30 protein-coding genes, 1 tRNA gene and 1 pseudogene are annotated in these 26,010 nt (G+C 63.3%); 20 read left to right on the forward strand and 12 right to left on the reverse strand.

What is annotated here, in order from left to right; translation table 11 throughout:
- The 11 genes from SO139_RS03455 to SO139_RS03505 form a co-directional block, all read left to right on the forward strand.
- A partial coding sequence (locus SO139_RS03455) for a DUF5758 domain-containing protein (protein WP_498539676.1) occupies positions 1-353 on the forward strand: 353 nt, incomplete at its 5' end.
- Entirely contained in the window at positions 353-802 is a 450-nt protein-coding gene (locus SO139_RS03460) for a ProQ/FINO family protein (protein WP_498539677.1), read from the forward strand. The genes SO139_RS03455 and SO139_RS03460, both read left to right, overlap by 1 nt.
- Complete coding sequence (locus tag SO139_RS03465; RefSeq protein ID WP_498539678.1) at positions 802-1,098, forward strand: XkdD/Y8K6 family phage-associated protein; 297 nt, start codon at positions 802-804, stop codon at positions 1,096-1,098. Before SO139_RS03460 ends, SO139_RS03465 begins: the two co-directional genes overlap by 1 nt.
- Complete coding sequence (locus SO139_RS03470; RefSeq protein ID WP_498539679.1) at positions 1,095-1,337, forward strand: hypothetical protein; 243 nt, start codon at positions 1,095-1,097, stop codon at positions 1,335-1,337. Before SO139_RS03465 ends, SO139_RS03470 begins: the two co-directional genes overlap by 4 nt.
- Positions 1,334-1,492 carry a hypothetical protein gene (locus SO139_RS03475; RefSeq protein WP_498539680.1) on the forward strand — a complete coding sequence of 53 codons (159 nt, stop codon included), beginning with the start codon at positions 1,334-1,336 and terminating at the stop codon, positions 1,490-1,492. Before SO139_RS03470 ends, SO139_RS03475 begins: the two co-directional genes overlap by 4 nt.
- Before the next feature lie 22 nt (positions 1,493-1,514).
- Positions 1,515-1,697 (forward strand): hypothetical protein, encoded by a 183-nt coding sequence (locus SO139_RS03480; RefSeq protein WP_498539681.1) that lies wholly within the window; start codon positions 1,515-1,517, stop codon positions 1,695-1,697.
- Positions 1,694-1,936, forward strand: a complete 243-nt coding sequence (locus SO139_RS03485; protein WP_498539682.1) for a hypothetical protein — start codon at positions 1,694-1,696, stop codon at positions 1,934-1,936. Before SO139_RS03480 ends, SO139_RS03485 begins: the two co-directional genes overlap by 4 nt.
- 117 nt (positions 1,937-2,053) lie before the next feature.
- On the forward strand, positions 2,054-2,719 hold the full coding sequence (locus tag SO139_RS03490; RefSeq protein WP_498539683.1) for a hypothetical protein: 666 nt from the start codon (positions 2,054-2,056) through the stop codon (positions 2,717-2,719).
- A gap of 23 nt (positions 2,720-2,742) precedes the next feature.
- Complete coding sequence (locus tag SO139_RS03495; protein ID WP_498539684.1) at positions 2,743-3,051, forward strand: DNA cytosine methyltransferase; 309 nt, start codon at positions 2,743-2,745, stop codon at positions 3,049-3,051.
- A 31-nt stretch (positions 3,052-3,082) separates the two neighbouring features.
- Positions 3,083-3,283, forward strand: coding sequence for a DNA cytosine methyltransferase (locus SO139_RS03500; RefSeq protein ID WP_498539685.1), 201 nt, complete (start codon positions 3,083-3,085; stop codon positions 3,281-3,283).
- Between the two features lie 529 nt (positions 3,284-3,812).
- On the forward strand, positions 3,813-4,019 hold the full coding sequence (locus SO139_RS03505; RefSeq protein WP_498539686.1) for a hypothetical protein: 207 nt from the start codon (positions 3,813-3,815) through the stop codon (positions 4,017-4,019).
- A 7-nt stretch (positions 4,020-4,026) separates the two neighbouring features.
- Here the strand turns inward: SO139_RS03505 and SO139_RS03510 are convergent, their stop codons facing one another.
- From SO139_RS03510 to SO139_RS03520, 3 genes are all read right to left on the reverse strand, one after another.
- Complete coding sequence (locus SO139_RS03510; protein WP_498539687.1) at positions 4,027-5,379, reverse strand: DUF6538 domain-containing protein; 1,353 nt, start codon at positions 5,377-5,379, stop codon at positions 4,027-4,029.
- 139 nt (positions 5,380-5,518) lie between these two features.
- Positions 5,519-5,603, reverse strand: a tRNA-Leu gene (locus SO139_RS03515).
- 135 nt (positions 5,604-5,738) lie between these two features.
- Positions 5,739-5,981, reverse strand: a complete 243-nt coding sequence (locus tag SO139_RS03520) for a FliM/FliN family flagellar motor switch protein (protein WP_018647371.1) — start codon at positions 5,979-5,981, stop codon at positions 5,739-5,741.
- Positions 5,982-6,048: 67 nt separating this feature from the next.
- On the opposite strand from SO139_RS03520, the gene lipB reads away from it, so the two are divergent.
- A complete protein-coding gene (lipB, locus tag SO139_RS03525; protein WP_449378092.1) occupies positions 6,049-6,786 on the forward strand; it encodes a lipoyl(octanoyl) transferase LipB in 738 nt (245 codons plus the stop codon).
- Here lipB and SO139_RS03530 read toward each other — a convergent pair.
- The gene (locus SO139_RS03530) at positions 6,783-7,211 is read right to left on the reverse strand and encodes a tautomerase family protein (RefSeq protein ID WP_449378091.1); all 429 of its coding nucleotides are present in this window, start codon (positions 7,209-7,211) and stop codon (positions 6,783-6,785) included. The genes lipB and SO139_RS03530 overlap by 4 nt on opposite strands.
- Positions 7,212-7,324: 113 nt before the next feature.
- Here SO139_RS03530 and SO139_RS03535 point away from each other — a divergent pair, with 113 nt between their 5' ends.
- The gene (locus SO139_RS03535) at positions 7,325-8,176 is read left to right on the forward strand and encodes a LysR family transcriptional regulator (RefSeq protein ID WP_449378090.1); all 852 of its coding nucleotides are present in this window, start codon (positions 7,325-7,327) and stop codon (positions 8,174-8,176) included.
- Positions 8,177-8,179: 3 nt separating this feature from the next.
- Here SO139_RS03535 and SO139_RS03540 read toward each other — a convergent pair.
- A pseudogene (locus SO139_RS03540) lies at positions 8,180-8,401 on the reverse strand (DUF1731 domain-containing protein); the annotation flags it as partial.
- Position 8,402: 1 nt separating this feature from the next.
- Positions 8,403-8,960: a GbsR/MarR family transcriptional regulator gene (locus tag SO139_RS03545; protein WP_449378089.1), complete on the reverse strand. Its 558-nt coding sequence runs from the start codon at positions 8,958-8,960 to the stop codon at positions 8,403-8,405.
- A 151-nt stretch (positions 8,961-9,111) separates the two neighbouring features.
- Here SO139_RS03545 and SO139_RS03550 point away from each other — a divergent pair, with 151 nt between their 5' ends.
- Entirely contained in the window at positions 9,112-10,629 is a 1,518-nt protein-coding gene (locus tag SO139_RS03550) for a PAS domain-containing hybrid sensor histidine kinase/response regulator family protein (RefSeq protein ID WP_449378088.1), read from the forward strand.
- Between the two features lie 2 nt (positions 10,630-10,631).
- Here the strand turns inward: SO139_RS03550 and SO139_RS03555 are convergent, their stop codons facing one another.
- The 4 genes from SO139_RS03555 to SO139_RS03570 all read right to left on the reverse strand — a co-directional run bounded on the left by SO139_RS03555 (position 10,632) and on the right by SO139_RS03570 (position 15,216).
- A complete protein-coding gene (locus tag SO139_RS03555; RefSeq protein ID WP_449378087.1) occupies positions 10,632-10,931 on the reverse strand; it encodes an acylphosphatase in 300 nt (99 codons plus the stop codon).
- The gene (locus tag SO139_RS03560; RefSeq protein ID WP_449378086.1) at positions 10,928-11,794 is read right to left on the reverse strand and encodes an isocitrate lyase/PEP mutase family protein; all 867 of its coding nucleotides are present in this window, start codon (positions 11,792-11,794) and stop codon (positions 10,928-10,930) included. The genes SO139_RS03555 and SO139_RS03560 overlap by 4 nt, the downstream gene beginning before the upstream one ends.
- A 145-nt stretch (positions 11,795-11,939) precedes the next feature.
- On the reverse strand, positions 11,940-13,955 hold the full coding sequence (locus tag SO139_RS03565; protein WP_449378085.1) for an acetyl-CoA carboxylase biotin carboxylase subunit: 2,016 nt from the start codon (positions 13,953-13,955) through the stop codon (positions 11,940-11,942).
- Between the two features lie 190 nt (positions 13,956-14,145).
- Positions 14,146-15,216, reverse strand: coding sequence for a zinc-binding metallopeptidase family protein (locus SO139_RS03570; RefSeq protein WP_449378084.1), 1,071 nt, complete (start codon positions 15,214-15,216; stop codon positions 14,146-14,148).
- 229 nt (positions 15,217-15,445) lie between these two features.
- On the opposite strand from SO139_RS03570, the gene SO139_RS03575 reads away from it, so the two are divergent.
- The 4 genes from SO139_RS03575 (at position 15,446) to SO139_RS03590 (ending at position 21,217) form a co-directional block, all read left to right on the forward strand.
- Positions 15,446-17,911, forward strand: coding sequence for a PAS domain S-box protein (locus SO139_RS03575; RefSeq protein ID WP_449378132.1), 2,466 nt, complete (start codon positions 15,446-15,448; stop codon positions 17,909-17,911).
- Positions 17,912-18,134: 223 nt separating this feature from the next.
- Complete coding sequence (locus tag SO139_RS03580) at positions 18,135-18,575, forward strand: EamA family transporter (RefSeq protein WP_449378083.1); 441 nt, start codon at positions 18,135-18,137, stop codon at positions 18,573-18,575.
- Positions 18,576-18,663: 88 nt separating this feature from the next.
- The gene (locus SO139_RS03585; RefSeq protein ID WP_449378082.1) at positions 18,664-19,938 is read left to right on the forward strand and encodes an MFS transporter; all 1,275 of its coding nucleotides are present in this window, start codon (positions 18,664-18,666) and stop codon (positions 19,936-19,938) included.
- A gap of 25 nt (positions 19,939-19,963) precedes the next feature.
- Positions 19,964-21,217: an arsenic transporter gene (locus SO139_RS03590; RefSeq protein ID WP_449378131.1), complete on the forward strand. Its 1,254-nt coding sequence runs from the start codon at positions 19,964-19,966 to the stop codon at positions 21,215-21,217.
- A gap of 247 nt (positions 21,218-21,464) precedes the next feature.
- On the opposite strand, the gene SO139_RS03595 is transcribed toward SO139_RS03590, so the two are convergent.
- Positions 21,465-22,829 (reverse strand): MFS transporter, encoded by a 1,365-nt coding sequence (locus tag SO139_RS03595; protein ID WP_449378081.1) that lies wholly within the window; start codon positions 22,827-22,829, stop codon positions 21,465-21,467.
- 225 nt (positions 22,830-23,054) lie between these two features.
- A complete protein-coding gene (locus tag SO139_RS03600; protein WP_449378080.1) occupies positions 23,055-23,816 on the reverse strand; it encodes a GntR family transcriptional regulator in 762 nt (253 codons plus the stop codon).
- A gap of 189 nt (positions 23,817-24,005) precedes the next feature.
- On the opposite strand from SO139_RS03600, the gene SO139_RS03605 reads away from it, so the two are divergent.
- Both SO139_RS03605 and SO139_RS03610 read left to right on the forward strand, forming a co-directional pair.
- On the forward strand, positions 24,006-25,205 hold the full coding sequence (locus tag SO139_RS03605) for a mandelate racemase/muconate lactonizing enzyme family protein (RefSeq protein WP_449378079.1): 1,200 nt from the start codon (positions 24,006-24,008) through the stop codon (positions 25,203-25,205).
- 10 nt (positions 25,206-25,215) lie between these two features.
- On the forward strand, positions 25,216-25,983 hold the full coding sequence (locus tag SO139_RS03610) for an SDR family oxidoreductase (protein WP_449378078.1): 768 nt from the start codon (positions 25,216-25,218) through the stop codon (positions 25,981-25,983).
- Positions 25,984-26,010 lie beyond the last annotated feature (27 nt).

Below are 26,010 nucleotides of genomic sequence, written 5' to 3' on the forward strand. Positions count from 1 at the left end.
GCAGCGCGAACCTGGAAGGCATCAAAAATGCTGATCTGGTGATCGCACAAACGCGCATCCTGCCAGAAGGATCGCTCATTGGCTGGAAGAAGTGCCGAGGCGGCGTCATTGTCAAATTGCGCATTCCAGAAGAGGCCAAGCGCTCTCACGCGTTCGGCCGCAAGTGCCGAGCAGAGTTTGCCGACGTGCTCGAGGTGATTGGCGCCGAGGTTGGTATTAGCTCGCACGATAATTTCACGAAATATCGCGTTGGCGAGCGCGTGACGCCCGACTCATTCAGCGACGAGTGGGCCAAAGAATGCGCGCCCGGCATCCACTTCTTCATCACCAAGGCGGAAGCGGAGGCATACTGATGTCCACCTTGTCCCACCAACGCAATCGCATTTATCGCGCAACTGACTGGACATTGTATAGCCAGCAGCGCGCGCACTTGGCCGAGCTGTTTCCGGCGATTGCCGCTACCGGTCGAGAGAAGTGCCCGCTCGCCATCGGCATCAAATACGACCTTATTGGCGCCAACACCGGGCTATCGCCATCTGAAATCAAGCACTTCCTGCGCGCCTACACCTTCGGCCCGAAATATCTACGCGCGCTGAAGGTGGGCGCGTGGCGTTACGACCTGGATGGTACACGCAACGGCTGGGTGTCTCCGAACGAGGCTGCGCACGCTGCCCTGTGCCTGCGTACGCATTACGATATGCGCCGCTCTGGTCGTGTTGGAATGCGTGCTGTTGCTGAGGCGACAGCCGAGTACGCCGAAGAGCCGCCGTACGAATACCGCTTCGCGCGGAGGGCGGCGTGATGGCTGGGCATACGCAAGGGCCGTGGCTGCTAGACTGCACCACAAGGCACGCAGAGCATCTTCTAACGGGCGGCTACCACTCCATCGACGCGGGCGACAGTTGCAACAGCCCTGAACACGGCTTCGTCGGATTCAGCATCGCTGGCTTCATGTCGGATGCAGATGCCAACCTCATCGCAGCGGCGCCGGATCTATTGGCCGCGCTCAAGGAAATAACCGAAGAGGTCGGAACTTCCATGAAGGCTCATAAAATTGCCCGCGCCGCCATTGCTCGCGCGAAAGGAGGTGCGGCATGACCATTCAGGTAAAGCCAACATCACGTGGATTTATACTGGGTAGGTTTGCCGACCGATATAGCAACGAATGCAGCATTCAGGAAAGTTCGCTAGCCACCGAGGCGTGTATCTGGCTCGGTGCTGGCTACAATCGAATGCACCTCACCAAAGCCATGGCGGCCGACTTGATTCCGTTGCTGCAACATTTTGTTGCGACTGGCTACTTACCCGCTTCCGCGCAAGCGGAGCCCACAGCATGACCCCAGACGCAATCCACGAAACCGCCCTGCTCACCGTGAGTCGCTGGCAGCGCATGACTGCGCAGCAGGAGGCAGACGAACTGTTAACGCTATGGCAGCTGCGCCGCGAGCTGCCGCCTGAGCAGCGATTGGAAGGAGAGTGCTTTGAGGCTTGAGCCGGGAATGCGCGTGAGGTGCGTGGACGCCAGCCTGGCAGTCACGCAGTTTGAAATCGGCCAGTGGGTACGCAGCAAGCCTGTAGGTAGAGCGCCTGCCTTCGTAGGGCAGATCCTAGGGCGCAATGACCACGAATACGTCGTGCGCGACGACTGGAATCGGCGCTTTGCGCGCATAGCAGATGAATTGGAGAAGTTGCAGTGACCCATCCATTCGCCCCCGACATCCGCGCTCTGGATTGCAAGCTGCGCCGAGAGAAAGACCGGGTCACGCGCGAGGATCTGATGGCCGACATGGCACAGCTCAAGGGCGGCACCGACCGCCCGAACGGCAAACGTTTTATCGGGCGGCAGATGATGGTTTCGGCAGGGACATACAAGGCGCGGGATCCTGAGTGGCTGAAGGCGGCGAAGGCTCGCCTAGCCGCTCCGGGAGAAGGATGACATGGGCAACCACCTCTGCGTGCTGATAGCCGGAATCCTGATGTCAGGAGCGGTTGGCGCCGCGATCATCACCGCGGCTGGGATCATTTTCAATTTCGGGAAGTGGATGGCGGGATCATGAGCGAACAGAACGAACGTCTTGCCCAAGGGGCGAGCGGCAACGAGCTTTTGCCGTGCCCACTTTGCCAGAGCACCAACGTGCAACTTGGCGCGTGCTGGGTTGGCGAGCGCAAGCTTTCAGGGGAGCCGGCCGCGCGTTGTGCTGACTGTGGTTGCCGGGCGACAAAGGCAGCTTGGCAAACGCGCACAGCCGCTCGCACTCCGGCAGGATCCTCGGACCTGTCGTGTGCCGCCGACTTCCTCGATGACATTGAGGTTGACGAGAACGGCAAATGTGAATGGACCGCCGTCGCCAATGCGCAGACGTACATCCGCGCTGCCTTGCGATGCTGGCCGCACCAAGAGATTGCCCAGCTGCGCGCCGATTACGCGGAGCGCCACGCCGAAAACAACGAACTGTTTAAGCGCGCCGTACAGGCAGAAGCATTGGTCGAGAGTGCGTTGAAATGGGAACGCGCTGAGACTGCCGACATATGCGAACACGCCCACTACCTTGTGCGCCACAACGGCCATGAATGGGGCGACTTCGATCTTGCTGTGATGCACGGGCTGATGGTGAAGGCCCACCTGAAGCCAACCTATGTTCGCGGGCGGCCTGAGTGGGTCGCGAAAATCATCAGGCCGTCCATCACATCGACTGAAAGCAAGGACGGGGCGCGCTAACGCAAATGGGGGCACGGAAGAAAATGCTTGTTGCGGATTTGCTCTGCGGTGCTGGAGGCTCATCCACTGGCGCAGCGCGCGCGCTTGCGGATCTCGGCCTGGATATGGAGTTGGTTTGCGTGAATCACTGGGGCATCGCCCTGGAAACGCACAAGAAGAACCATCCCGAGGCGAGGTTTTACTGCCAGGACATCGCGACGGTTCGGCCGCACCTAATCGTCCCGGAGGGCTATCTCGACCTCCTGATGGCGTCACCGACCTGCACGCATCATTCGGTCGCACGTGGCGGCAACGCCGACAATCTGTGCCGCAGGTCGCGTCAACCTGGTTGAGGCCACGCCAGAGTACGACATTCTTTTCAGAATGCTCGAGCCTCACGAACTCGCGGCGGCGATGGGATTCACATCCGACGACCAATCGTATGAGTTCGCCGGCACCAAAACGGAGAAAATCAAGCAGATCGGCAACGCCGTATCGGTCGCCAAGATGAAGGCCTGTGTTTCTGCCATCATGGCTGATGCAGCCCAAGTTCCCGCCACCGCAACAAAGCAATGTGCAGCATGACCACCACAGCAGCAGATATACCCATCTGGTCCGACAACGAGCTGTCCCGCCTTTTGGGCGCACGCGACGGTTACATTCATGCCCTCTTGGACGTTCGCTCTATGCGGAAGCGGTTTGACGGCCAATACACCGGCAGATATCCGGCCCACCATCGGCGCAAGATCGCGCTGCGAGACGCCATCACTGCACCGCTACGCGAGTTGGAAGCGCAGCTGGATGCAGCCCAGCGTCGATGCAGCGAAGCATATGACCGCGAGTTCAAGAGGGCGCACCCGTGAACCTAGCCAAGCAGATTGACGAGGCGCGTGCGACGTTGGCGCGCCTTGAGCGGCAAGCGTCCGCAGCCACCTGCACCGAGATGGGGCGCCACGATTGGCAGAGCATCGGCGGATGCAATGCTGCCTGCGAAAAGGGACTGTTGCTGCTCAGTACCGGTTCATAAGTGCGTACGGTGTGGCGATTACGACTATGGCGAGAATGCCGAGGCTGAGCAGGTGCGCTCGGAGTGTGCCGAGCGGAGATTGTGGTCATGATCCCAACCAACGACAACGACGTTATAACCGTCGCTAGGCTGGAGTGGTGCTTGGACCGCGTGGCGCTCGTCATGGATCGGGCTGGCAGGAAAGCGGCTGTGTACCTGCCAATATATGAGCGGCTTGAATCTGAACTTGCCGCCCTCAAGGCAAAAGAAGATGGGCTTGCTCGAGCCAGGCAGAGACTGAAAAAGGCGGCCTAAGAGCCGCCTAAATTATTTCCGGGTCGAACGGATAGACGATTTTCAGCAACTCTTCCTGATACAGCTTCAGCGAGCCGCCAGAACCGTACTTAGGCCGGTCAACCGTGTGCCCCATAAGGATGTTGCGGAGCTCGTCATCCACCCTGGCCTCTTTCATCCGGTCCTCAAACGTGTGGCGCAGGGAATAGATGACGTGTTTCTTTGTAGGAAACAGGCCGTTCTCGCGGAAGAACTTTCGGGCCGCGGCTGAAAAGTTGCCCTCATTCTCTTTGTAGCTTGGGAATCCATTCGGAAATTTCTTCATCGACTCGAGCGCAACGCCAACAAGCGGAATGCTGCGGATGGATGAAACAGTCTTGATCTCGCGCGGATCGTCAGCATCCAACCGCGGCTCAACTACGATGTGAGGAACCTTGTCGTCCAGTTTGATGACTTCTGGATGCAGGTTGCAAATCTCGCCCCCGCGGGCACCGGTCTCCATCAGGATGAATATGATGCAGCGGGCCTCTTGGTTGAGGCCAGCCAGTGCGCCTGGCCGGAGGATCTTATCTTGAACCCATTCAATCGGGAACGGTGGGCGCGATCGCTTGAACTTCTCATTGAAGGTTAGGCCGTCAAACGGATTCAGCCTATCGATGTCGCCAAGGTGCTTAAAGTATTCGCCGTACAAAATCCGCATATCGCCCATGCGGCGCTTCCCCAGCGAGGCTGACTTTCTGTTGGCGCCCGCCTCTGGCGAAAGCTTCTTCACCCAGTGCTGATAGAACTGCCGCCCGTGGTCGCGCGTGATCTCCACCATGGGCAAGTCACCAGCCACCGCCACGAAAGCCTTGACTGCGACGTTCTTGACCTTTTTCCACTGTGCGCGCTGCTTCTCGCTTTTGCTGGCCAGTTCGGCTGCCCGGATCTCATCGCAGAAGATCTCAAACGCCTTCGTCACCTTGACCTTTGGTTGGTCAACGCCACCAAGCGCTGCCTCTTCGACGGCGTGCGATGTCCGCTTGTCGCCCATAGCCTCAACGCGCCTGACCATATCCAAGAGGGGCAGGCGCAGAACCTCACCAGCGGGCTTGTATGTCAGCCCTAGGGCCTCTGCGAGCAGCCGCGCCCTCTTGTATTCGGCAAGCTCCTGTTCAGTCGCGCCGCCATGGGTGAGCATTCCACCCCAGAGCGTGTTGTCTGCCTCCTCGAGGAGATCACGTTGCGAGCGCGCCTTGGCTAGGTCGTCGGTCTTGAGGGAGATTCGAATGAACGGCGCACGCTCATCGAGGTGCAGGACGTTCTTGGGGATTCGCCGCCAGTAGTACCAAACCCCATCGCGGGCGATCAAAAACCGGTCTGGCTTTTGCTGTCGGACCATTGCCCCATCCACCTGCCTGTATCACAAAATGTACCACATTTTGTATCACACATTCTGGCGAAACGGAAGGCGCGCTGGCTTAACCGACGGCATCAGCGTTGATTTCAAAGGGATTTTTTGGCTGACTGTTTCAGTTATGTGGTGCGCTCGGAGGGACTCGAACCCCCACGGTGTTACCCACTGCCACCTCAAGGCAGCGCGTCTACCAGTTCCGCCACGAGCGCTTTAAGAAGCCGGCTTGGGCTCGCGCCGGCCGGATCAACCGGCGCCGATCTAACAAATCCATCAGGGGGGTACAAGCCTGCTGAGGCCGCAAATTCCACAAGCTTCTGAGGAAAGTTTCGCCCCTGCCCGCGCCGTTACCGTGTCCCGGGCGAGCGAGGCAGCATCTGCTTGACCTCGACCGCGATCCGGTTGCGGTCGACCAGCACGACGCCGCTGGCGACGGGCAGATTATTGGCCAAAACCTTGACCTCGTCGGCCTCGGTTGCGTCCAGTTCGATGATGGCGCCGCGGGAAAGACGTAATACCTGATGGATCGGCATGGTGGTCGTCCCGAGGACGACCATGAGATCCACGGTGACTTTATCGAGAGTGGGCACGTCAGCACCGCCGCAACTGGAGACTCTGCATTTGCACCTGCGATGATCACCACGTTATGGTTAGCCAATGGTTAATAAGCCCGAAAACGACCGCGAAGACCTCGATTTGACCCCGTTTTCCGCCTTCTCGGGCCCGCCCGTGGCGTGGCGGATTTCGGACGCCCCCGTGCCTTATCCCGAAGCCGTCGCAGCCATGGAGGCGCGCGTCACGGCCATTGCGGCGGGCGAGGCGTCGGAACTCGTCTGGCTGCTCGAGCATCCCCCGCTTTATACCTCCGGCACCTCCGCCAAGGCCTCCGACCTGCTCGATCCGCGCTTTCCCACCTTCGCCACGGGGCGGGGCGGGCAACTGACCTATCACGGGCCCGGCCAGAGGGTCGCCTATGTGATGCTTGACCTCAAGCGCCGCCGGCCGGACGTGCGGGCCTATGTCGCGAGCCTGGAGGAATGGATCTTGCGCACGCTCGACGCCTTCAACGTCCGCGGCGAGCGGCGCGAGGACCGGGTCGGTGTCTGGGTGAAGCGGCCGGACAAGGGGCCCGGTCATGAGGACAAGATCGCCGCGATCGGCGTGCGGCTGAAGCGCTGGGTGTCGTTCCACGGCATCGCCATCAATGTCGAGCCGGACCTGTCGCACTTCTCGGGAATCGTGCCTTGCGGCGTCGCCGATCCCCGCTACGGCGTGACCTCGCTGGTCGACCTCGGCCACCTCGTGACGATGGCCGATGTCGACATCGCGCTCCGGCAGGCCTTTGAGGAGCTGTTCGGGCCCACCAAGGCCCTGCTCCCGGAGGCCGCGGCTTAAGCTGCCGCGCGCTCCGGCGCGACTTCGAGCTTGCCGGCGATATAGCGGCGTTCCTGGGTGAGGCCGCCGAAGCCGTAGGCATCGCCCCTCACCTCGTCGACATGCAGATAGGTCTCGTGGTGCAGAGGTCCGAGAAGCTCGGCCATGCGCCTGAACATGGCGGCGAGATAGGCGGCCTTCTCGTCCTTGGTGTTGGTGCCCTCGGAGACGTGGATATCGATCCAATAGCTGGCAAGCTTCTGCTCGGCGAGCGACCTGCCGCCGGCGAACCAGTCGCTCGCGTCGACCGATTTCACGATGATCGCCGTGACCTTGGGATCCTTATGCAGGATCTCTGCGGTGAGCTCGGACACGGTGCTGGCGATGTCGGCCTTGAGCGACGACGACTGGCGGGAGGTCGAATACGACACGGTGATCAGAGGCATGATTGGTTCTCCTTGAAAGGCGCGCTGGCTGCCGCGCGCGTCCAGGGAAAACTAGACCTCGCCCCATCATTTTGGTATCTTATTTATACTGATATCAATGATAACGTTCTATAATGACAGCCACACTCGACATCGCCACGGTGCAGGCCTTCCTGCTGATCGCCGACCTCCAGAGCTTTACGCGCGCGGCTGAGGCGCTCGGGACAACGCAGGCCGCTGTGAGCCTCAAGCTGCAGCGACTCGAAACGCTGCTTGGAAAACGCCTCGTCGAGCGCTCACCACGCGCGGTCAGGCTGACGGCCCACGGCGCAGGTTTTCTCGATCGCGCCCGCGCACTGGTGACGGCGCATGACCGTGCGCTGTCGGACGGGGCATCGGCCCCACAGTCCCTGTCGCTCGGCATTTCCGATCATGCCGCAGGACCCGAGCTCGTACCACTGCTCGAACGCCTGCACGCGATGACCTCAAACCTCACCCTCGCAGTCACCATCGGCTTCTCGCGGGAGATGCTTGATGCCTACGACAAAGGCGAGATCGATGCGGTGATCGTGCGCCAGGAAGGTAGCCGGCGCGGCGGCGAGAAGCTTGCCGAGGACGAGTTCGGTTGGTTTGCGTCAAGAGGCTTTACCGTGCCGAAGGGAGAGCCTCTGCCGCTCGCAACGCTCGCCCCGCCATGTGGCGTCCGCGCCGTCGCCGTGCGCGCGCTCGACAAGGCCGGCCTCGCCTGGCGCGAACGCTTTGTCGGCGGTGGCGTCACCGCAGTGGTTGCCGCGGTCCTCGCAGGCCTCGCCGTCGCACCGCTGGCGCGGCGGATCGCGCCGCCTGGGCTGGCCGATATCGGGCCGGCACACAAGCTGCCCAAGCTGGCGGCATCAAAGCTGATGCTGCACTCGAAGGTCAGCGACCCCGCCAAGCTCGCCGCACTGCGTACGGTGGCAGCGACCTTTCGCAGTGCCGCGACCTAAGCCTCACAAAATCGCCTCGAATGCACTGCGCAACGTCTCGTGCCGGAACACAAAACCGCGGCTCAGCGCCTTGTTCGGCAGCACACGCTGGCCACCGAGCAGGAGCTCGTCGGCAACACCGCCACCGATCCGGCGGAGCAGGCTTGCCGGAATGCGAAACACCGCAGGCCGATGCAGGCGGCGGGCAAGCTCGTCGGTGAACTTTGCGTTGGTGACGGGGATTACGCTATTTGGCTTTACCCAGCGGCAGCAGATTGGCGATCTTCTCGCCGAGCTTCATCAGCGCGATCAGCCGCGGGCGCGGTACTTTCAGCATCTGCATGAACCAGTGGTCGGCGAGCTCGGTGAAGGCGAGCATCTCCTTCAGCCGCTTGGCTGCGACCGGGCTGATCGCGGGATCATCGGCGGCATCCGTCACGCAGGCCCGCAGGGCCGCGACTGCAGGATCGATCTCCCGCTCCTTGCGTCGCGCCGCGATCCGCGCCGCCACCTCCCAGATGTCGGTCTCCGCCTCGAAATGATCGCGGCGGTCGCCGAGGATCGGCACACGGCGGATCAAATTCCAGGCCAGGAGCTCCTTGATCGAGTTGGAGACGTTGGAGCGCGCCATGCCGAGCGTCTCGGCGATGTCCTCCGCCGTCATCGGCACTTCCGCGAGATAGAGCAACCCATGGATCTGGCTGACGGAGCGGTTGACGCCCCACTCGTCTCCCATGTCGCCCCAGTGCAGGATGAAGCGCTCGACCGTGGCAGGCAATTTCTTCTTACCTGTTATTTCTGTCATAACAGAAATATCTGACGATATCGATTTCCTGTCAAGTTATCCTTGAGGCCTCTGGCTTGCATACTGTTCCCGACATTTGCCTAAAAAGGGTTCAGGCGCGCGGAACAATGACCGGCCCGCGGCGTTTGTTCCGGTCGAGGCGGGGTCCAGAATGGCGCAAAAGTTCAGACAACAGCGAGACTTGTTCGATAGCGAGCGCAGTTTCAGGCTGTTGGTTGAGGGGGTTGCGGACTACGCCCTTTATATGCTCGATCCCACCGGCGTCATCACCAGCTGGAACATCGGCGGCCAGCGCATCAAGGGCTATTCGCCCGAGGAAATCGTCGGCCAGCATTTTTCGCGCTTCTATACCGAAATCGATCGCGCCAGCGGCAAGCCCGCCCGTGCGCTCAAAATCGCGCGGGAACAGGGCCGCTACGAGGAGGAAGGCTGGCGCGTCCGCAAGGACGGCACCTTCTTCTGGGCGAGCGTCGTGATCGATCCGATCTACGAGAACGGCGAGCTCATCGGCTTTGCCAAGATCACCCGCGACATCACCGAACGCCGCAACGCCCAGCTCAAGCTCGAGGCGATGCAGAAGCAGCTCGCGGAGTCCCAGAAGTTCGACGCGCTCGGCCAGCTCACTGGCGGCGTCGCGCACGACTTCAACAACCTCTTGATGATCATCAGCGGCAGCCTTCACGTTCTCAAGCGGAGCGCCGAGCCCGACGCCAAGCTCGAGCGTGCGATTTCCGCGATCGACACGGCCACCAAGCGCGGCGCCGCCCTAACTGCCCAGCTCCTGACCTTCGCCCGGCGGCAGAGCGTCAATCCCCAGGCAATCCGTTTCGACGAGCGGATCGAGGCGATCCGCGAGGTGCTCCATGCCGGTCTCGGCAGCACCGTGCGGCTCGCCTTCGACATCGATCGGAGCGTCTGGCCGATCAAGGCCGACGTCTCCGAACTCGAGACCGGATTGCTCAATCTCGTGATCAATGCGCGCGACGCGATGCCTGACGGCGGCACCGTGACGATCGGCGCCCGCAATGCGGTGCTGTCCGAGCCGCTTCACGCCGGCGAGTTCGTGGCCATCAGCGTTGCCGACACCGGCCTCGGCATCCCCTCCGACGTGCTCGACAAGATCTTCGAGCCGTTCTTCACGACCAAGCCGGTCGGCAAGGGCACCGGGCTCGGCTTGTCCCAGGTGCACGGCTTTGCCCATCAGGCGGGCGGCACTGTGAAGGTGACCAGCGAACTCGGCAAGGGCACGACATTCACCATTTTCCTGCCGCGCGAGACGAGCGAACCACAACGCGAAGCCGCCACCGCGCCCTCGCGCGGCAGCGGCACCGTGCTTTTGGTCGAGGACAATCCGGACGTCGCGCTGGTCAGCATCGGGCTTCTGGAGCAGCTCGGCTATCAGGTGCGTCGCGTCTCGGATGCCGAGGAGGCACTGCGCGAGATTGAACTCGACGGCGTCGACTTCGTGTTCTCCGACATCGTGATGCCCGGCAAGATGGACGGGCTCACCCTCGCCCACCGCCTGCGTCAGCTCCGCCCCGGCCTGCCGATCCTGCTCGCGACCGGCTACAGCGACGCGGCCTCCGACGTGCGCGGTGATTTCCCGATCCTGCGCAAGCCCTACGAGATCCATGAGCTCAGCGACGCCATCGCCAAGCTGCCGCGGTGAACCTACATCGTCGGCAACACCGAAAACGCTTCCCCTGCCCGCCGCAGATTCAAATCGTCCTCATCTGCTGTTTCGCTGGTGACGTTATCGACGCGCGAGGACGGCGGACCATGCCGGCACAAGGCGACCATTTCGGCGACGCGGGTCGGCGCTCCCGCAAACAGCGCCTCCACGCTGCCGTCGCGCCGGTTGCGCACCCAACCTTCCAGTCCGCTCGCGCTCGCCTGGTATTCGACCCAGGCGCGATAGCCGACGCCTTGCACGCGGCCGCGGATCATGACCTGGAGGATGGCCCGGCTCATCTCTTCGACCCGAGGAAATCGGCACTGCGCGCTTTCACATCATCCTCGCGCATGATGCGGCCCGTCAGCTCCGACGATGCGAGGCCTTTGAGGTTTTTCGGCGGCGTGCCCTCGCGTAGCGCCTTCAGCGTGGCGTGGACGGCCTGCGCTGCCGCAACGATCGGTGCGTGGCCTTGCAGCGCGACGCGCACACGCTGGCCGACTAGATAGTCGAGCGCGTTCAGTTCGTCCGGCGCGCCGCCCAGCACGATCGGCAGACGCGTGGCGGCTGCGATCGCCTCGAGCTCGGCGCGCGACTCGATGCCGGTGAAGAACAAGGCATCGACGCCGGTGGCCTCATAGGCCTGCGCGCGCCTGATGGTGTCCTCGATCGAGGTGACTGCGGCGGCACCCGTGCGGCCCATGATGACCAGCGAGGGATCGCTGCGGCCACCGAGCGCCGCCTTCATCTTGCCGACGCCCTCTTCCAGCGAGATGAGCTGTGTCTTTGCTTCGCCAAACGCCTGCGGCAACAGTGTGTCCTCGATGGTGAGGCCGGCGCAGCCGGCGGCCTCGAGCTCTTGCACCGTGCGACGAACATTGAGCGCGTTGCCATAGCCGTGATCGGCATCGACCAGCACCGGCAGCGCGGAAGCCCGCGACATCCGCCGCATCTGCTCGGCAAGTTCGGTGAGGGTGATCAGTGCGATGTCGGGATCGCCGAGCACGGCGAGCGAGGCCACCGAGCCGCCGAACATGCCCATCTCGAAGCCGAGATCCTCGGCGAGCCGGATCGAGATCGCGTCATAGACCGAGCCGGGACGGATGCAGCCCTGCCCGGTGAGGATCGATCGCAGTTTTTCGCGGCGTTGGCGGAAGGCCATGGTTTCCTCGCTGCCAGTTCCTCATCCTGAGGAGCGCGGAACGCGCGTCTCGAAGGATGAAGGCCCGGCTCTTGGCCTCGCCCTTCGAGAGGCGCACGAAGAGCGCGCTCCTCAGGGTGAGGGTCTACCGCCGTGGCGTTGGCGGTCACGCAAACTCCAGGATCAGCGCGTCCACCGCGAGGGTGGCGCCAGCGCTGGCGTGAATCTTCTTCACCGTGCCGTCGCGCTCGGCGCGCAGCACGTTCTGCATCTTCATGGCTTCAACGACCGCAAGCGTCTCTCCGGCCTTGACCTCCTGCCCTTCGGCGACTGCGATTGAGACGACGAGCCCGGGCATCGGACAGAGCAGCTTCTTGCCCGTGTCGGAGGCCGTCGTCACCGGCATCAGCCGCGCCGAAGACGCTTCCGTCTCTGTCCAGACATAGACCGGCACCTCGACGCCCTGATGGGCGAGCCGAACGCCATTCGGAATGGGGCGCACCTGCACGGCGATGAAATGGCCGTCGATGGTGCCCTGCCAGACTGGCTCGCCCGGCTTCCACGGCGATTCCAGCAGATGGCCATTGCCCGCCTTGCCCTCGGCATCGAGGAAACGCACCGCGATCGCCTCGCCTTCGCGCGCGATCTCGAGTGCGATCTCCTCGCGGTCGAGCCAGACGGCGCGGCGGCGCTCGCGCTGCACGATGCGGCCGCCGAGCTGGCCGGAAATCTGGCGCTTGCGCTCGCCGAGCACGTGATCGATGGCGGCGCCGACGGCGGCGATCCGCCGCGCTATGTCGCCTTCAGGCACGCGCGCCGAGAAACCCTTCGGAAACTCCTCGGCGATGAAGCCGGTCGAGAGCCGTCCTTCGCGCCAGCGCGGATGGTTCATCAGCGCGGAGAGGAACGGAATGTTGTGGCGGATGCCGTCGACATAGAACGCGTCGAGCGCAGTCGCCTGCGCCTCGATCGCTGCGGCGCGCGAGGGCGCGTGGGTGACGAGCTTGGCGATCATCGGATCGTAGTGAATTGAGATCTCGCCGCCCTCCTGCACGCCGGTGTCGTTGCGCACGGTGATGCCGTCCTTGCTTAGCTCCGCCGGCGGGCGGTATTTCACGAGGCGGCCGATCGAGGGCAGGAAGTTGCGGAAAGGATCTTCGGCGTAAAGACGCGACTCCACCGCCCAGCCGGTCAGCGCGACGTCCTTCTGCGCGATGGCGAGCTTCTCGCCGGCAGCGACCCGGATCATCTGCTCGACGAGATCGATGCCGGTGACGAGCTCAGTCACGGGATGCTCGACCTGGAGGCGGGTGTTCATCTCGAGGAAATAGAAGCTCTTGTCCTGGCCCGCGACGAATTCGACCGTGCCGGCGGAATCATAATTCACCGCCTTCGCCAGCGCGACCGCCTGCTCGCCCATCTTGCGGCGTGTGGTCTCATCGAGCAGCGGCGACGGTGCCTCCTCGATGACCTTCTGGTTGCGACGCTGGATCGAGCATTCGCGCTCGCCGAGATAGATCACGTTGCCGTGCTTGTCGCCCAGCACCTGGATCTCGATGTGGCGGGGATCGACGATAAATTTTTCGACGAAGACGCGGTCGTCGCCGAACGAGGCCTTGGCTTCGGCTTTCGCCAGATTGAAGCCTTCGGCGACCTCGCTCTTCGAGTGCGCAATGCGCATGCCCTTGCCGCCACCGCCGGCGGACGCCTTGATCATCACGGGATAGCCGATCTCGTCGGCAATGCGCACCGCATGCTTGTCGTCTTCGATGACGCCGAGATAGCCGGGCACGGTCGAGACTTTTGCCTTGGCAGCCGCCTTCTTGGACTCGATCTTGTCGCCCATCGCCGCGATCGCGCCCGGGTTCGGGCCAATGAACACGATACCGGCTGCCTCCAGCGCACGCGGAAATGCCTCGCGCTCGGACAGGAAGCCGTAGCCGGGATGCACAGCCTGCGCGCCCGTCTTGCGACAGGCCTCCACGATCCTCTCGATCACCAGATAACTCTCGGCCGCGGCCGGCGGCCCGATCAGGACCGCCTCGTCGGCCATCTCGACATGCAGGGCATCACGGTCGGCCTCGGAATAGACCGCGACCGTCTCAATTCCCATCCGGCGGGCAGTCTTGATGACCCGGCAGGCGATTTCGCCGCGATTGGCGATCAGGATGCGTTTGAACATGCTTTTCTTGGTTCTTCGACCTTGGGCGGGACCCCTCCCTCACCCGTTCGGGCTGATGGGACAGGGCCGTGACATGTCCGTGGTACAGCAAAATGGGCCGGAGGCAACGGTCTAAATCCGCTCGCCGCCCTGGCGTACCAGCGATCCGTGCCTGCCCTTATCGCCTTCCCAAAGCCGGCCTTATCGATCCCTATCTGCTATCGACCTTTGCGGCGCCTCGCACCAATTCGTGGACAAAGCCCAACTTCCCGATCACAGCCGGTGACAGGATGAAGGGATAGAGGTCGCGGGCGCCCATCGCCCGGTTCACGCTGTTGATGGCAAAGGTGAAGGGCAGCCATGCATTGACGAGCTTCTCGACATTAGCCGCCACATAGGGGTTGAAGCGGATCCGCGCCGTCAGCTCGCCGTCCCGATCGATCCTGGGGCGCACCTCCATGCCGAACTCGGCAGCCATCTCGAGCGTGTCGACGATGTGGAGGTAGTGGGCCCAGGTCTCGGCGAAGTCCTCCCAGGGATGCGTGGTCGCATAGGCGGAGACGTAGTTCTGCTGCCAGTCCGGCGGCGGCCCCTCTGCATAGTGGCGCTGGAGCGCCTGCCCGTAGTCGATCTGTTCGTCGCCGAACGTCGCGCGGAATTCGCCGAGCTTGCCACCGTCGCGCACCAGCACGTCCCAAAAATAGTGCCCGACCTCGTGACGGAAATGCCCGAGCAGCGTGCGGTACGGCTCACCCATCTCGAGCCTGCGCCGCTCGCGTTCGATGTCATTGGCTTCGGTGAGCGCGATCGTGATAAGGCCGTTGTCATGGCCGGTCATGATCCGCTGGCCGCTGAAGGGATCATCGGCAAGGAAGTTGAAGATCAGCCCGTGCGCGGGATCTTCTGCCCGCGTCGTCAGCGGCAGCCTCCATCGCAGAATCGAATAGAACAGCCGGTGCTTGGCCACCTCGAGCTCGCGCCAGCCGGCAAGCTGCGTCCGATCGGACAGGTCGGGCACCGTGCCGTTGTGCCGGCAGGCGCGGCAGTAGAGATCGCTGCTGCCGGGCTCGGTCAGCCAGTTGCAGGCGTCGAACTGGGCATTGGCGCACAACAGGCGGCCCTTGCCCTTGTCAGCCAGCGTCGTCCAGGCCGTCCCGTCGGGCTCGATTGCGGAGAGCATCTCTTTCTCGGGAAGGAAGGCAACCCGGTGGCCGCAGCGTTCGCAGGCGCGGTTCTCGAAATAGAGGACGTTGCTGCATGCCTGGCAGACAAATAACTTCAAGGTTTACATCCCCCGGCAGGAATCTCTTGGGTCTATCTTGAACCTATTTCGAACCCATTCTGGGCTCGGCGACGACGCTTCGCGACGTTAATCGTTCCTGCGAACGGAACAAATTCCTCGGGCGTGACGTTGATCCTCCGTCCACACTTCTCCGACATCATTCGCCCCTTCATCGTTGCTATGGGTAGCCATCGCGCCCGGACTGTGTGAGAATTGCTCCGGCACGTGCATCACAGCGGCCGACCCCTTGAACGATCCTTTGCCCGAGACCATCGCCGCCGAAAGGCTGCGCCAGCATCTGGATGAGATCGCCCGCGAGCGCGACAACGCCTATCGCGCGTTGCAGGAGCGCGGGGCTGAGCTTGCGCGCATCCAGCGCATCGCCGGCGTCGGTGGCCTTGAGATCGATTTCCGTGATGGCGTCAGGAACCGCCGCACCCCCGAATATCTCCTGATCCACGGCCTTCCGCCGGAGGCCGCCAGCGAGACCTACGAAGACTGGGCTGGCCGCATCCATCCCGAGGACCGCGAGCGGACGGTCCAGCACCTCTTCGGCGTCCTCAAAAGCGAGAGCGAAGATTATTCGGACACCTACCGCATCACCCGCCCCAACGACGGCGAAGTGCGCTGGATCCGCGTCGTCGGCAAGATCGAGCGCGATGCGGACGGCCGCGCGGTGCGGCTGGTCGGCGCGGACCTCGACGTCACCGACCAGATGCTGGCGCAGGCGACCTTACGGGAAAGCGAGGAACGCTTCCGCCTGATCGCCGATAGCGCGCCGGTGCCGATCTGGGTCACCAAGCTCGACCGCAAGCGTTCTTTCGCCAACCAGGCCTATGTCGACTTCCTCGGCCTGCCCTTCGAGGAGGCGATCGATTTCGACTGGCGCAAGGTGCTGCACCCGGACGACCTGCCGCAGGTGCTCCAGCAATCCGTGCAGGGCGAGGCTTCGCTAAAACCCTTCGTGCTGGAAGCCCGTTACAGGCGCGCCGACGGCCAGTGGCGCTGGCTGCGCTCGGAATCCCAACCACGCTGGGACCCCAATGGCAAGCATATCGGCTTCATCGGCGTCGCCCACGACATCACCGCCGCCAAGCAGGCCGAGATCGAGCTCAGGCAGCTCAACGAAACGCTGGAAGAGCGCATCACCGAGCGCACCTCGCAGCTCGAAGCCAACGAGGCCCGGCTGCGTGCGATCCTGGAGACCAGCAACCAGTACCAGGGCCTGCTCAACCTCGAAGGTGACCTGCTCTACGCCAACACAACGGCGCTCGCGGGTATCCGCGCCGCTCCGCGAGACGTCATCGGAAAGCGGTTCTGGGAGACGCCGTGGTTCACCGCGACCGAAGGCATGTCGGCGATGGTCCGTAACGCCTTCGATACGGTCCTGACGGGCGAAGCGGTGCGGATGGAGATGCTGCTCCGTCTTCCCATCGGCGAACGCTGGTTCGATTTCAGCATCCGCCCCTTGCTCGACCAGCACGGCAAGATTTCCGGCGCCGTGCCCGAAGCCGTCGACATCACCGAGCGCCGCCGCGGCGAGGAGGCGCTGCGCCAGTCGCAGAAGATGGAGGCGATCGGCCAGCTCACCGGCGGCGTCGCGCATGATTTCAACAACCTCCTCACCATCATCCGCTCGGCCACCGACTTTTTGCGCCGGCGCGAGCTGCCGGAGGAACGACGGCGGCGCTACGTCGATGCGATCTCCGAGACGGTCGAGCGCGCCTCGAACCTGACGGCACAGCTGCTCGCCTTTGCGCGGAGGCAGCCTTTGAAGCCGCAGGTCTTCAACGTCGGCATGCAGGTCGAAAGCGTGGCGCAGCTGGTACGGCCGCTGGTCGGAGGCCGCATCGAGATCGCGGTCGACGTGCACGATCCAGACTGCTTTACCATCGCCGACATCGCGCAGTTCGAGACCGCGCTGATCAACCTCGCCATCAACGCACGCGATGCGATGAAGGACGAAGGGCGCCTGACGATCGCGGTCCGCAAGCTCAAGGGCATCCCTGCCTTGCGCGCACAATCCGCGCGCAGCGGCGATTTCGTTGCGATCTCGGTCCACGACACCGGCTCTGGTATCGCGCCGGAAAATCTCGAGGCGATCTTCGAGCCGTTCTTCACGACCAAGGAGGTCGGCAAAGGCACCGGGCTCGGCCTCAGCCAGGCCTTCGGCTTTGCCAAACAGTCCGAAGGCGACATCGCGGTCGAGAGTAGCGTCGGACAGGGCGCGACCTTCACGATCTACTTGCCGCAGGCGCCGAGCCCCACACTGGCCGCGGAAGGAGCGTCGCTGATGAGCGAACCCGCCGCCACGGGACGTGGCTATCGCGTGCTGGTGGTCGAGGACAATGACGACGTCGGCCGCTTCTCCACAGAACTGCTCGAAGACCTCGGCTATGTCGTACGCCGCGTCGCGAACGCCAATGCGGCGCTGGCCATCCTTGGCGAGAACGAATTCGCCGTCGATCTCGTGTTCTCCGACGTCATCATGCCCGGCATGAACGGCGTGGAGCTCGCCGGCGTGATCCGCGATCGCTATCCGGGCCTGCCGGTGGTGCTCACCTCCGGCTACAGCAACGTACTCGCCGAAAGCGCCCATCGCGGCTTCGAGCTGATCCAGAAGCCGTATTCAGTCGAGTCGCTGTCGCGCATCCTGCGCAAGGCGATGGCGGAAAAGGTCTCGGTGGCGAGGTGAGCAGAGGCCATCACACCCAGTCGTCATCCCGGACAAGCGCAGCGAAGCGGAGCGCAGATCCGGGATCCATAACCCCAGGGATTGTGGCGCGAGCTGGCAACCGCCAATCTTCGCCAAACTTAATCCTTGGGTTATGGGTCCCGGCCTACGCCGGGACGACGGCGCAGTATTTGGCTGCCTGCCCGCACAACGACAACTGAACGACAACGCATCAGGAATCCCCATGAAACCCGCCCTCCTCTCCGCCTGGCAGACCTGGGCGTTGCTCTCCGCCTGCTTTGCCGCGCTGACTGCGATCTTCGCCAAGGTCGGGGTGGAGAACATCAACCCGGATCTTGCAACCTTCATCCGCACCATCGTGGTGCTGCTCGCCTTCTCGGTGCTGTTGTTCCTCACCGGCCAATTCACCGCGCCGTCGGCGATCTCGTCAAAAACCTGGCTATTCCTGGTCCTGTCGGGACTCGCCACCGGCGCGTCCTGGCTTTGCTATTTTCGCGCGCTCAAGCTCGGGCCGGCAACGCTAGTGGCTCCGATCGACAAGCTCAGCGTCGTGCTGGTGGCGCTGTTCGCCTTCGCGTTTCTCGGCGAGCGCCCGACCGCGCAGGGCTGGATCGGCATCGCCATGATCGGCGCCGGCGCGGTGCTGCTGGCGGTCAAGTTGTAACAACGCGCTCGCGCTGATGTGAGCGAACCAATCTGCTCCGACATCGGTTTCTCGCAGGGCGAATTCTGCGCCTCGATCGAGATTCGCAATGTCGAAGCGCAGTTTGAGCGAAGAGGTGCAAGCCGGCCGCGCGCTGGACGCAGCGAATTTCTTCCTCGCCGATGTCCGCGACGGGCTTGGGCCCTATCTTGCCGTCTATCTGCTCACCGAGCAGCAATGGGACGAGGCGCGTATCGGCATCGTGATGTCAGTTGCGACAGTCGCCGGCATCGTGGCGCAGACGCCCGCCGGCGCGCTGGTCGACGCAACCAGGGCAAAACGGCTCGTGATGGTCGTTGCCGCGGTCGTCGTGACGGCATCCTCGCTCTTGCTTCCGGTGTGGCCAGGCTTCTGGGCGGTCGCGGTCTCACAAGGGCTGGCACACACGTCGGCGGTCGTGTTTCCGCCCGTGATCGCCGCCATCTCGCTCGGCGTCTTCGGCCACAGCGCGTTCACGGCGCGGATCGGGCGCAACGAGACCTTCAATCACGCGGGCAATGCGGTCGCCGCCGCCATCGCCGGCGTTGCAGCCTACTGGTTCGGACCAAGCGTCGTGTTCTATCTCCTTGGCGCCATGGCGCTCGCGAGCCTCGTCAGTATTCTCTGCATCCCGGAACGCGCCATCGACCACGATCTCGCACGCGGCCTACACAACAGCGAGGCTAGCGAAGCCCGCGAGCAACCCTCGGGTTTCAGCATCCTCCTCACCTGCCGGCCGCTCCTTATCTTCGCAATCTGCGTCACGCTGTTCCACCTTTCCAACGCGGCGATGTTGCCGCTCGTCGGCCAAAAGCTTGCCCTCGGCGACAAACACCTCGGCACCAGCCTGATGTCTGCCTGCATCGTGGCGGCGCAAATCGTGATGGTGCCGTTCGCGATGCTGGTCGGCGCGAGGGCCGATCGCTGGGGCCATAAGCGCTTCTTCCTTGGCGCTCTCCTGATCCTGCCCATTCGGGGCGCGCTCTATACCCTTTCCGACAACCCGATCTGGCTGGTCGGCGTGCAGCTTCTCGACGGCGTCGGCGCAGGCATCTTTGGTGCGATTTTCCCCGTCATCGTCGCCGACCTCATGCGCAACACTGGCCGCTTCAACGTCGCGCAGGGCGCCATCATCACCGCACAAAGCATCGGCGCGGCCCTGTCCACGACGCTGGCCGGCCTGGTCGTGGTCGGCGTCGGCTATAGTGCGGCTTTTCTCACCCTCGGCGCCGTCGCCGCAATCGGCGCCATAATCTGCTTCGTCGCCCTCCCCGAGACGCGGTGTCCACAGTCGCGTCCGCAGGGGAAGACAGCGCAGCCGGCTTCGGCTATCGCTGCACAATAACCATCGAACGAGGACCACATTGCCGATCGCGCCGCATGCCGCCTATTGGGCCTGGAGCATCATCGTGCTTGCGACCGCAGGCGTCATCTTCCGTCCCTTTCGTCTGCCCGAGGCGATCTGGGCCGTGGCGGGCGCCCTGGCGCTGGTGCTGTTCGGTTTCCTGAGCTGGGACGACGCGCTGACCGGCGTCGAAAAGGGCGTCGACGTCTATCTGTTCCTGATCGGCATGATGCTGATCGCCGAGCTCGCCCGGCTCGAGGGCCTATTCGACTACCTTGCGGCGCTCGCCGTCGAATATGCCCGGGGCTCGCCGCAGCGGTTGTTTCTGCTGATCTACCTCGTCGGCACGCTGGTCACGGTCTTCCTGTCGAACGACGCGACCGCGATCGTATTGACGCCGGCGGTCTACGCAGCGACACGCGCGGCCGGCGCCCAGCCGCTGCCTTACCTGTTCGTCTGCGCCTTCATTGCCAACGCCGCGAGCTTCGTGCTGCCGATCTCGAACCCCGCCAACCTCGTGGTGTTCGGCGCGCACATGCCGCATCTGGCCGAATGGCTCCGCCTCTTCGCGCTGCCCTCGCTCGCCTCGATCGTGCTCACCTACGTCGTTCTCCGCCTCACCCAGCATCGCGCGCTGAAGGAGGAGGCCATCGAGCACAAGGTGGCACACAAGAAGCTCAGCCGTGGCGGCAAGCTGACCGCGATCGGCATTGTCGCGATCGGCATCGTGCTGATCACGGCCTCCGCGCTTGACAAGCAACTGGGCCTGCCCACCTTCATCTGCGGCGCGGTGACGACCGGCCTCGTCCTGCTGCTCAGCCGTCAGTCGCCCCTGCCGGTGCTGAAGCACGTGTCATGGAGCGTGCTGCCGCTGGTCGGCGGACTCTTCGTGATGGTGGAGGCGCTGATCAAGACCGGCGTGATCGGCCATCTCAGCGCGCTCCTGCATGAGGCTGTCGGACAATCCGTGCCCAAGGCCGCCTGGAGCGTCGGGATTGCGACCGCGATCGCCACCAACATCGCCAACAACCTGCCGGTCGGGCTCGTCGCCGGATCGATCGTCGCCAGCGACCACCTGCCGACATCGGTCGTCAGCGCCATCCTGATCGGCGTCGACCTGGGGCCGAATTTCTCGATCACCGGCTCGCTCGCCACCATCCTGTGGCTGGTCGCCCTGCGCCGCGAGAAGATTGAGGTCGGCGCCTGGCCGTTCCTCAAGCTGGGCCTGCTCGTCACGCCACCGGCCCTGATCGCGGCGCTCGCGGCCGCGATCAGGTGAGCGTGGTCAGTCATTATCGCAGCCCCGAAGCATGACGAGATCAGGTTCGGCACGGCCCTCGACACAAAAGTCGAAAACAACCCCATGCAAAGTAGCCGACGATCGTCGCGCCACGCCGTACGTATTTTCCGAAATAATTTGACACGTCGGGCAAATCAGAGGCACTATGCCATCATCGACGCAAGACACGACGGCTCGCCTGGGCTGAGCCGCCAGTATCCCAGCGTGCCGTTGCTTGAGTAGTCCTTCAGTCGTTGTCGTAACCATAGACCTCCGGCAGGATGAAGATCGCAGCGAGCAGACCGATCAGTGGGAAGATCGCGACGAACAGCGTGGCATTCGCCTGCCCGATCGCCGAGAACAGCGCGGGGAAGAGGAAGATTGCCAGGAACGATGGCAGCTTCACAAACATGTAGGCGAAGCCGCTCGCGGTGCCGCGATACTTCGGCTTGGCGACCATGGTCGGGATCGTCATGCAGTTCGAGGCATCCCAGTAATGACCCCAGAGCATGGCGGCCGCGGCGAACGGCAGCAGGATCTTGTTGTCGGTGTACAACGCAAAGGCCGCGACCAGCAGCGAGGCCAGGACGATGGAGAAACCAGCGATCGCGATGCCGCGATGGCCGAGCTTCGGCGTCAACAGCGGTCCGACCCAGCCGGACAGCGCGGCGAAGCAGAACAGCGCCATCGTCACCAGATTGTTGCCGAGGACGCTGGACACACCGACCATCACGAACAGCACCGGCAGGTAGAACGCGAAGGTCGAGAACTCGCTGCCTTGCGCGAAGCAGGCAATCCAGCCGTAGATCGTGGCGCGCCAGCGGATCGGATCCTTCTTGAGATCGGCGAGGAACGCGCGGGTGCTGACCTTCGGCACCTCCACGTCCTGATCCGGCAGCATCGCGAGATTGTCGTTGAACATCTCGCGGGCAACCTGCTTGGCTTCGCGGTAGCGTCCCTTCTGCACCAGCCACACCGCCGTCTCCGGCACGTCGTGCCGCATGATCAGGATGATCAGCGCGGGAAACGCACCGAGCCCGAGCGTCACGCGCCACAGCGTCTCGTGCTGCATGTCGATCAGGAGGAAGAGGACAATGACACCGATGGTGAGGACTTCACCAACTGCGAACATGAACTGCCAGCGGTTGCCCATGACCTCGCGCTCGCCCTTGGCCATGGATTCCATGATGTAGGTGTAGCCGGTCGAGATATCGGAGCCGAGCGGGATGCCGAGCAGGAAACGGATCACGACGAGCCAGCCGACGCTCGGCACGAAGGCCTGGGCCAGCGCCAACACGATGAACATCACCATCGTGACCAGGAACATCACGCGGCGGCCGATCTTGTCGGACATCCAGCCGCCGAGCAGTGCTCCGATCAGGGCGCCGCCTTGCGTGCCTGCGGCGGCGAGACCGAGCATCAAGGGATCGGGATTGTATTGCTCGCGGATGAAGATCAGCACGAAAGCGATCGAATAGAGATCCCAGGCTTCGACCAGGATCGAAGCCATCATCAGCCAGCCGACCTTGTTCCCCTTGGGACTGTAGTTGGTGATGAGGTAGCGGACCGCGGCCTCGCTCGCGGTCGGTTGTGGCATGGCCATCGTTGACATTTGTTTCTCCCTGTTCCCTAGAGTTGATGGGATCGATTTGGCGGCAGACTCGCTGCACCTCTCCCGCTTGCGGGGGAGGTCGGCGCGTGCAAACGCGCCGGGTGGGGGCTCTCTCCACACGGGGAGTATCTCCATCGCGGAGACACCCCCACCCCAGCCCTCCCCCGCAAGCGGGAGAGGGAGCGGACTTTCTCCGTGGTCGCAGTCAGACCCAATCTCATCGCCTTACGTGCCGAGCAGCGGCTCGATGCTGCAATCGAGCAACCGCGGATCGATTCCCGCCTCCATCCCGCCGAACATCGCATTCATGAAGTCGATCAGCGCGTCGCTGGCCTCCACCGCCGCTTCAACGCGGCGATTGGCGATGGCGTTCAAGATGTCGAGATGGCGGTCGATGGTGCCGGACAGGTCGGTCTGCCCCGGCATGTGGCGGTGATGGATGAAACCGATGCGACGATAGAGCGTGTGCAGCGGCCGCATCGTATGCGCGAGGAACGGCTCGCCGCCAGCCTCCAGGATCAGCGCGTCGATGCGGCGGTCGAGACTGTTGAACTCGTCCAGCGTCAGCTTGGCCCGACGCTCGCGCAGCACGCGTTCGATATGCAGGGCCTGGTTGCGATGCGACAGGCTGGCGCGATCGGCCGCGAGGCGGATCACGAAGCGCTCCATGTCGCGGCGAAGGCCCAGCAGCATGCGCTCGCGCGCCAGATCGATCGGCGCGACCTGCAAGCCATGACGCGGGCGAATGATGATCAGCGTGTCGGCGGCAAGCGTGTTGACGGCGTGGTGCACCGGCGTGCGGCCAAAGCCCGTGATGTGCTGCAATTCGAGCATGGTCAGGAACTGACCCGGCCTCAGCTCGCAATTGACGAGCAGATCCTCGATCTTCTGATAGGCCAGCTCGACGAAATTGACGCGGTTGCGCCGGCCGATTGCGCCTTCCCGCTCCGGATTGACCAGCTCGAGCGCGCGTTTGCGCCGCACCATGTTTTCCTCCCATCGACCCCGCCTCGTCCCCGGGTGAGATCGCGTCTTGTTTGTGACATGCATAAAACATGTTGTGATATATTACAAGTGGGCGTATGACAGCGCACCAAGCTGCGGGGCAACCGTGGCAGGAGACCAAGGAAGAACAACAAGACGCGCTACTGCGCCGTTGGACGGGAGGATGTTGCCGTGAAGATCACGTCGATCGAGACGTTGCGCACCGAGGAATTCGCCAATGTGATCTGGGTGCGCGTCCACACCGATGCCGGCGTCATCGGCTTGGGCGAGACCTTCTATGGCGCAGGCGCCGTCGAAGCGCAGATCCACGACACCTTTGCCGGCCGCCTGCTCGGCCGCAATCCCCTCCATATCGAGGCGATCCATCGCGACATGCTCAATCTGCCGATGGCGCAGTCCTCGACCGGCGTCGAATATCGCGCGGCCTCCGCGATCGACATCGCGCTGTGGGACCTCTTCGGCAAGGTCTGCGGTCAGCCCGTGCACCAGATGCTCGGCGGCCTCTGCCGCGACAAGCAGCGCATCTACAACACCTGCGCCGGCACCAAATATGTCCGCTCCACCAACATCCGCCCGGTCTCGAACTGGAATCTCGGCGAGGTGCAAAGCCCCTATGAGGACCTCGACGCCTTCATGAACCGCGCCGATGCGCTGGCCGAAAGCCTTTTGGAAAGCGGCATCTCGGCCATGAAGATCTGGCCGTTCGATCCCGCGGCGCAGGAGAACAATGGCCTCTTCATCACCGCGGCCCAGATGAAGAAGGCGATCGAGCCATTCGAGAAGATCCGCAAAGCCGTTGGCGACAAGATGGAGATCATGGTCGAGCTCCATTCGCTCTGGAATCTGCCGACCGCAAAACAGATCGCGCGGGCGCTCGAGCCGTACAAGCCGACCTGGTACGAGGATCCGATCCGGATGAACTCGCCGCAGGCGCTCGCCGAATATGCGCGCTCGACCGACGTCTGGGTCTGCGCCAGCGAGACGCTCGGCTCGCGCTTCCCCTACAAGGACATGCTCGACCGCGACGCCATGCATGTGGTGATGGCGGATTTGTGCTGGACCGGCGGCCTCACCGAGGGCCGCAAGATCGCTGCGATGGCGGAGACCTATCACCGCCCCTTTGCACCGCATGATTGCATCGGCCCGGTCGGCTTCATCGCCGCGATCCACATGTCGTTCAGCCAGCCCAATACGCTGATCCAGGAATCTGTGCGCGCCTTCTACAAAGGCTGGTACAATGAACTCGTCACCATGATGCCTGTGATCAAGGACGGCTATGTCTTCCCGATGGAAGGGCCAGGACTTGGCGTCGACCTCCTACCTGCGGTATTCGACCGGTCGGATCTCACCGTGCGCCGCTCCAACATTTGAGGAATTTTAGATGAGCACTACCCTGTTCGATCTCTCCGGCCGCACCGCGCTCGTCACCGGCTCCTCCCGCGGGCTCGGCCGCGCGATCGCGGAGGGCCTGGCGAAGGCCGGCGCCAAGCTGATCATCAACGGCGTCGATCCGAAGCGTGTCGAGCAGGCGGTCGCCGAGTTTCGCGCCGCCGGGCACAAGGCTGAAGGCGCCGCCTTCAACGTCACCGATGAGCCCGCGATCGTCGCCAGTTTCGAGCGCTTCGATCGCGAGGGGCTCGCGGTCGACATCCTCGTCAACAATGCCGGCATCCAGCACCGCAAGCCGCTGGTCGAGTTCACCACCGACGAATGGCGCAAGGTGATCGAGACGGACCTGACCAGCGCCTTCGTGATCGGCCGCGAAGCCGCCAAGCGGATGATCCCGCGCAAACACGGCAAGATCATCAACATCGGATCGCTCGGCAGCGAGCTGGCGCGACCGACGATCGCGCCCTACACCGCGGCCAAGGGCGGCATCAAGAACCTCACCCGCTCGATGGCGGTGGAATGGGCCCAGCATGGCATCCAGGCCAACGCGATCGGTCCGGGCTACATGCTGACTGACATGAACGAGGCGCTGGTCAACAATGCTGATTTCAACAATTGGCTGATGGGGCGCATCCCCTCCAAGCGCTGGGGCAAGCCCGACGAGCTGGTGGGCGCCGCGGTCTTCCTCGCCTCCGACGCATCGACTTACGTCAACGGCCAGATCATCTATGTCGATGGCGGCATGATCGCCGCGATGTGATCGCGCCCCGCAACTGAACGAGCTGGA

This window comes from Bradyrhizobium sp. UFLA05-89, from assembly GCF_059803475.1.

Bases quoted from the DNA above. Each gene is read 5' to 3' on its own strand.
- SO139_RS03460 (WP_498539677.1), top strand. From the start codon at position 353: ATGTCCACCTTGTCCCACCAACGCAATCGCATTTATCGCGCAACTGAC.
- SO139_RS03465 (WP_498539678.1), top strand. From the start codon at position 802: ATGGCTGGGCATACGCAAGGGCCGTGGCTGCTAGACTGCACCACAAGG.
- SO139_RS03470 (WP_498539679.1), top strand. From the start codon at position 1,095: ATGACCATTCAGGTAAAGCCAACATCACGTGGATTTATACTGGGTAGG.
- SO139_RS03475 (WP_498539680.1), top strand. From the start codon at position 1,334: ATGACCCCAGACGCAATCCACGAAACCGCCCTGCTCACCGTGAGTCGC.
- SO139_RS03490 (WP_498539683.1), top strand. From the start codon at position 2,054: ATGAGCGAACAGAACGAACGTCTTGCCCAAGGGGCGAGCGGCAACGAG.
- SO139_RS03495 (WP_498539684.1), top strand. From the start codon at position 2,743: ATGCTTGTTGCGGATTTGCTCTGCGGTGCTGGAGGCTCATCCACTGGC.
- SO139_RS03500 (WP_498539685.1), top strand. From the start codon at position 3,083: ATGCTCGAGCCTCACGAACTCGCGGCGGCGATGGGATTCACATCCGAC.
- SO139_RS03505 (WP_498539686.1), top strand. From the start codon at position 3,813: ATGATCCCAACCAACGACAACGACGTTATAACCGTCGCTAGGCTGGAG.
- SO139_RS03510 (WP_498539687.1), bottom strand. From the start codon at position 5,379: ATGGTCCGACAGCAAAAGCCAGACCGGTTTTTGATCGCCCGCGATGGG.
- lipB (WP_449378092.1), top strand. From the start codon at position 6,049: ATGGTTAATAAGCCCGAAAACGACCGCGAAGACCTCGATTTGACCCCG.
- SO139_RS03530 (WP_449378091.1), bottom strand. From the start codon at position 7,211: ATGCCTCTGATCACCGTGTCGTATTCGACCTCCCGCCAGTCGTCGTCG.
- SO139_RS03535 (WP_449378090.1), top strand. From the start codon at position 7,325: ATGACAGCCACACTCGACATCGCCACGGTGCAGGCCTTCCTGCTGATC.
- SO139_RS03545 (WP_449378089.1), bottom strand. From the start codon at position 8,960: ATGACAGAAATAACAGGTAAGAAGAAATTGCCTGCCACGGTCGAGCGC.
- SO139_RS03550 (WP_449378088.1), top strand. From the start codon at position 9,112: ATGGCGCAAAAGTTCAGACAACAGCGAGACTTGTTCGATAGCGAGCGC.
- SO139_RS03555 (WP_449378087.1), bottom strand. From the start codon at position 10,931: ATGAGCCGGGCCATCCTCCAGGTCATGATCCGCGGCCGCGTGCAAGGC.
- SO139_RS03560 (WP_449378086.1), bottom strand. From the start codon at position 11,794: ATGGCCTTCCGCCAACGCCGCGAAAAACTGCGATCGATCCTCACCGGG.
- SO139_RS03565 (WP_449378085.1), bottom strand. From the start codon at position 13,955: ATGTTCAAACGCATCCTGATCGCCAATCGCGGCGAAATCGCCTGCCGG.
- SO139_RS03580 (WP_449378083.1), top strand. From the start codon at position 18,135: ATGAAACCCGCCCTCCTCTCCGCCTGGCAGACCTGGGCGTTGCTCTCC.
- SO139_RS03585 (WP_449378082.1), top strand. From the start codon at position 18,664: ATGTCGAAGCGCAGTTTGAGCGAAGAGGTGCAAGCCGGCCGCGCGCTG.
- SO139_RS03595 (WP_449378081.1), bottom strand. From the start codon at position 22,829: ATGTCAACGATGGCCATGCCACAACCGACCGCGAGCGAGGCCGCGGTC.
- SO139_RS03600 (WP_449378080.1), bottom strand. From the start codon at position 23,816: ATGGTGCGGCGCAAACGCGCGCTCGAGCTGGTCAATCCGGAGCGGGAA.
- SO139_RS03610 (WP_449378078.1), top strand. From the start codon at position 25,216: ATGAGCACTACCCTGTTCGATCTCTCCGGCCGCACCGCGCTCGTCACC.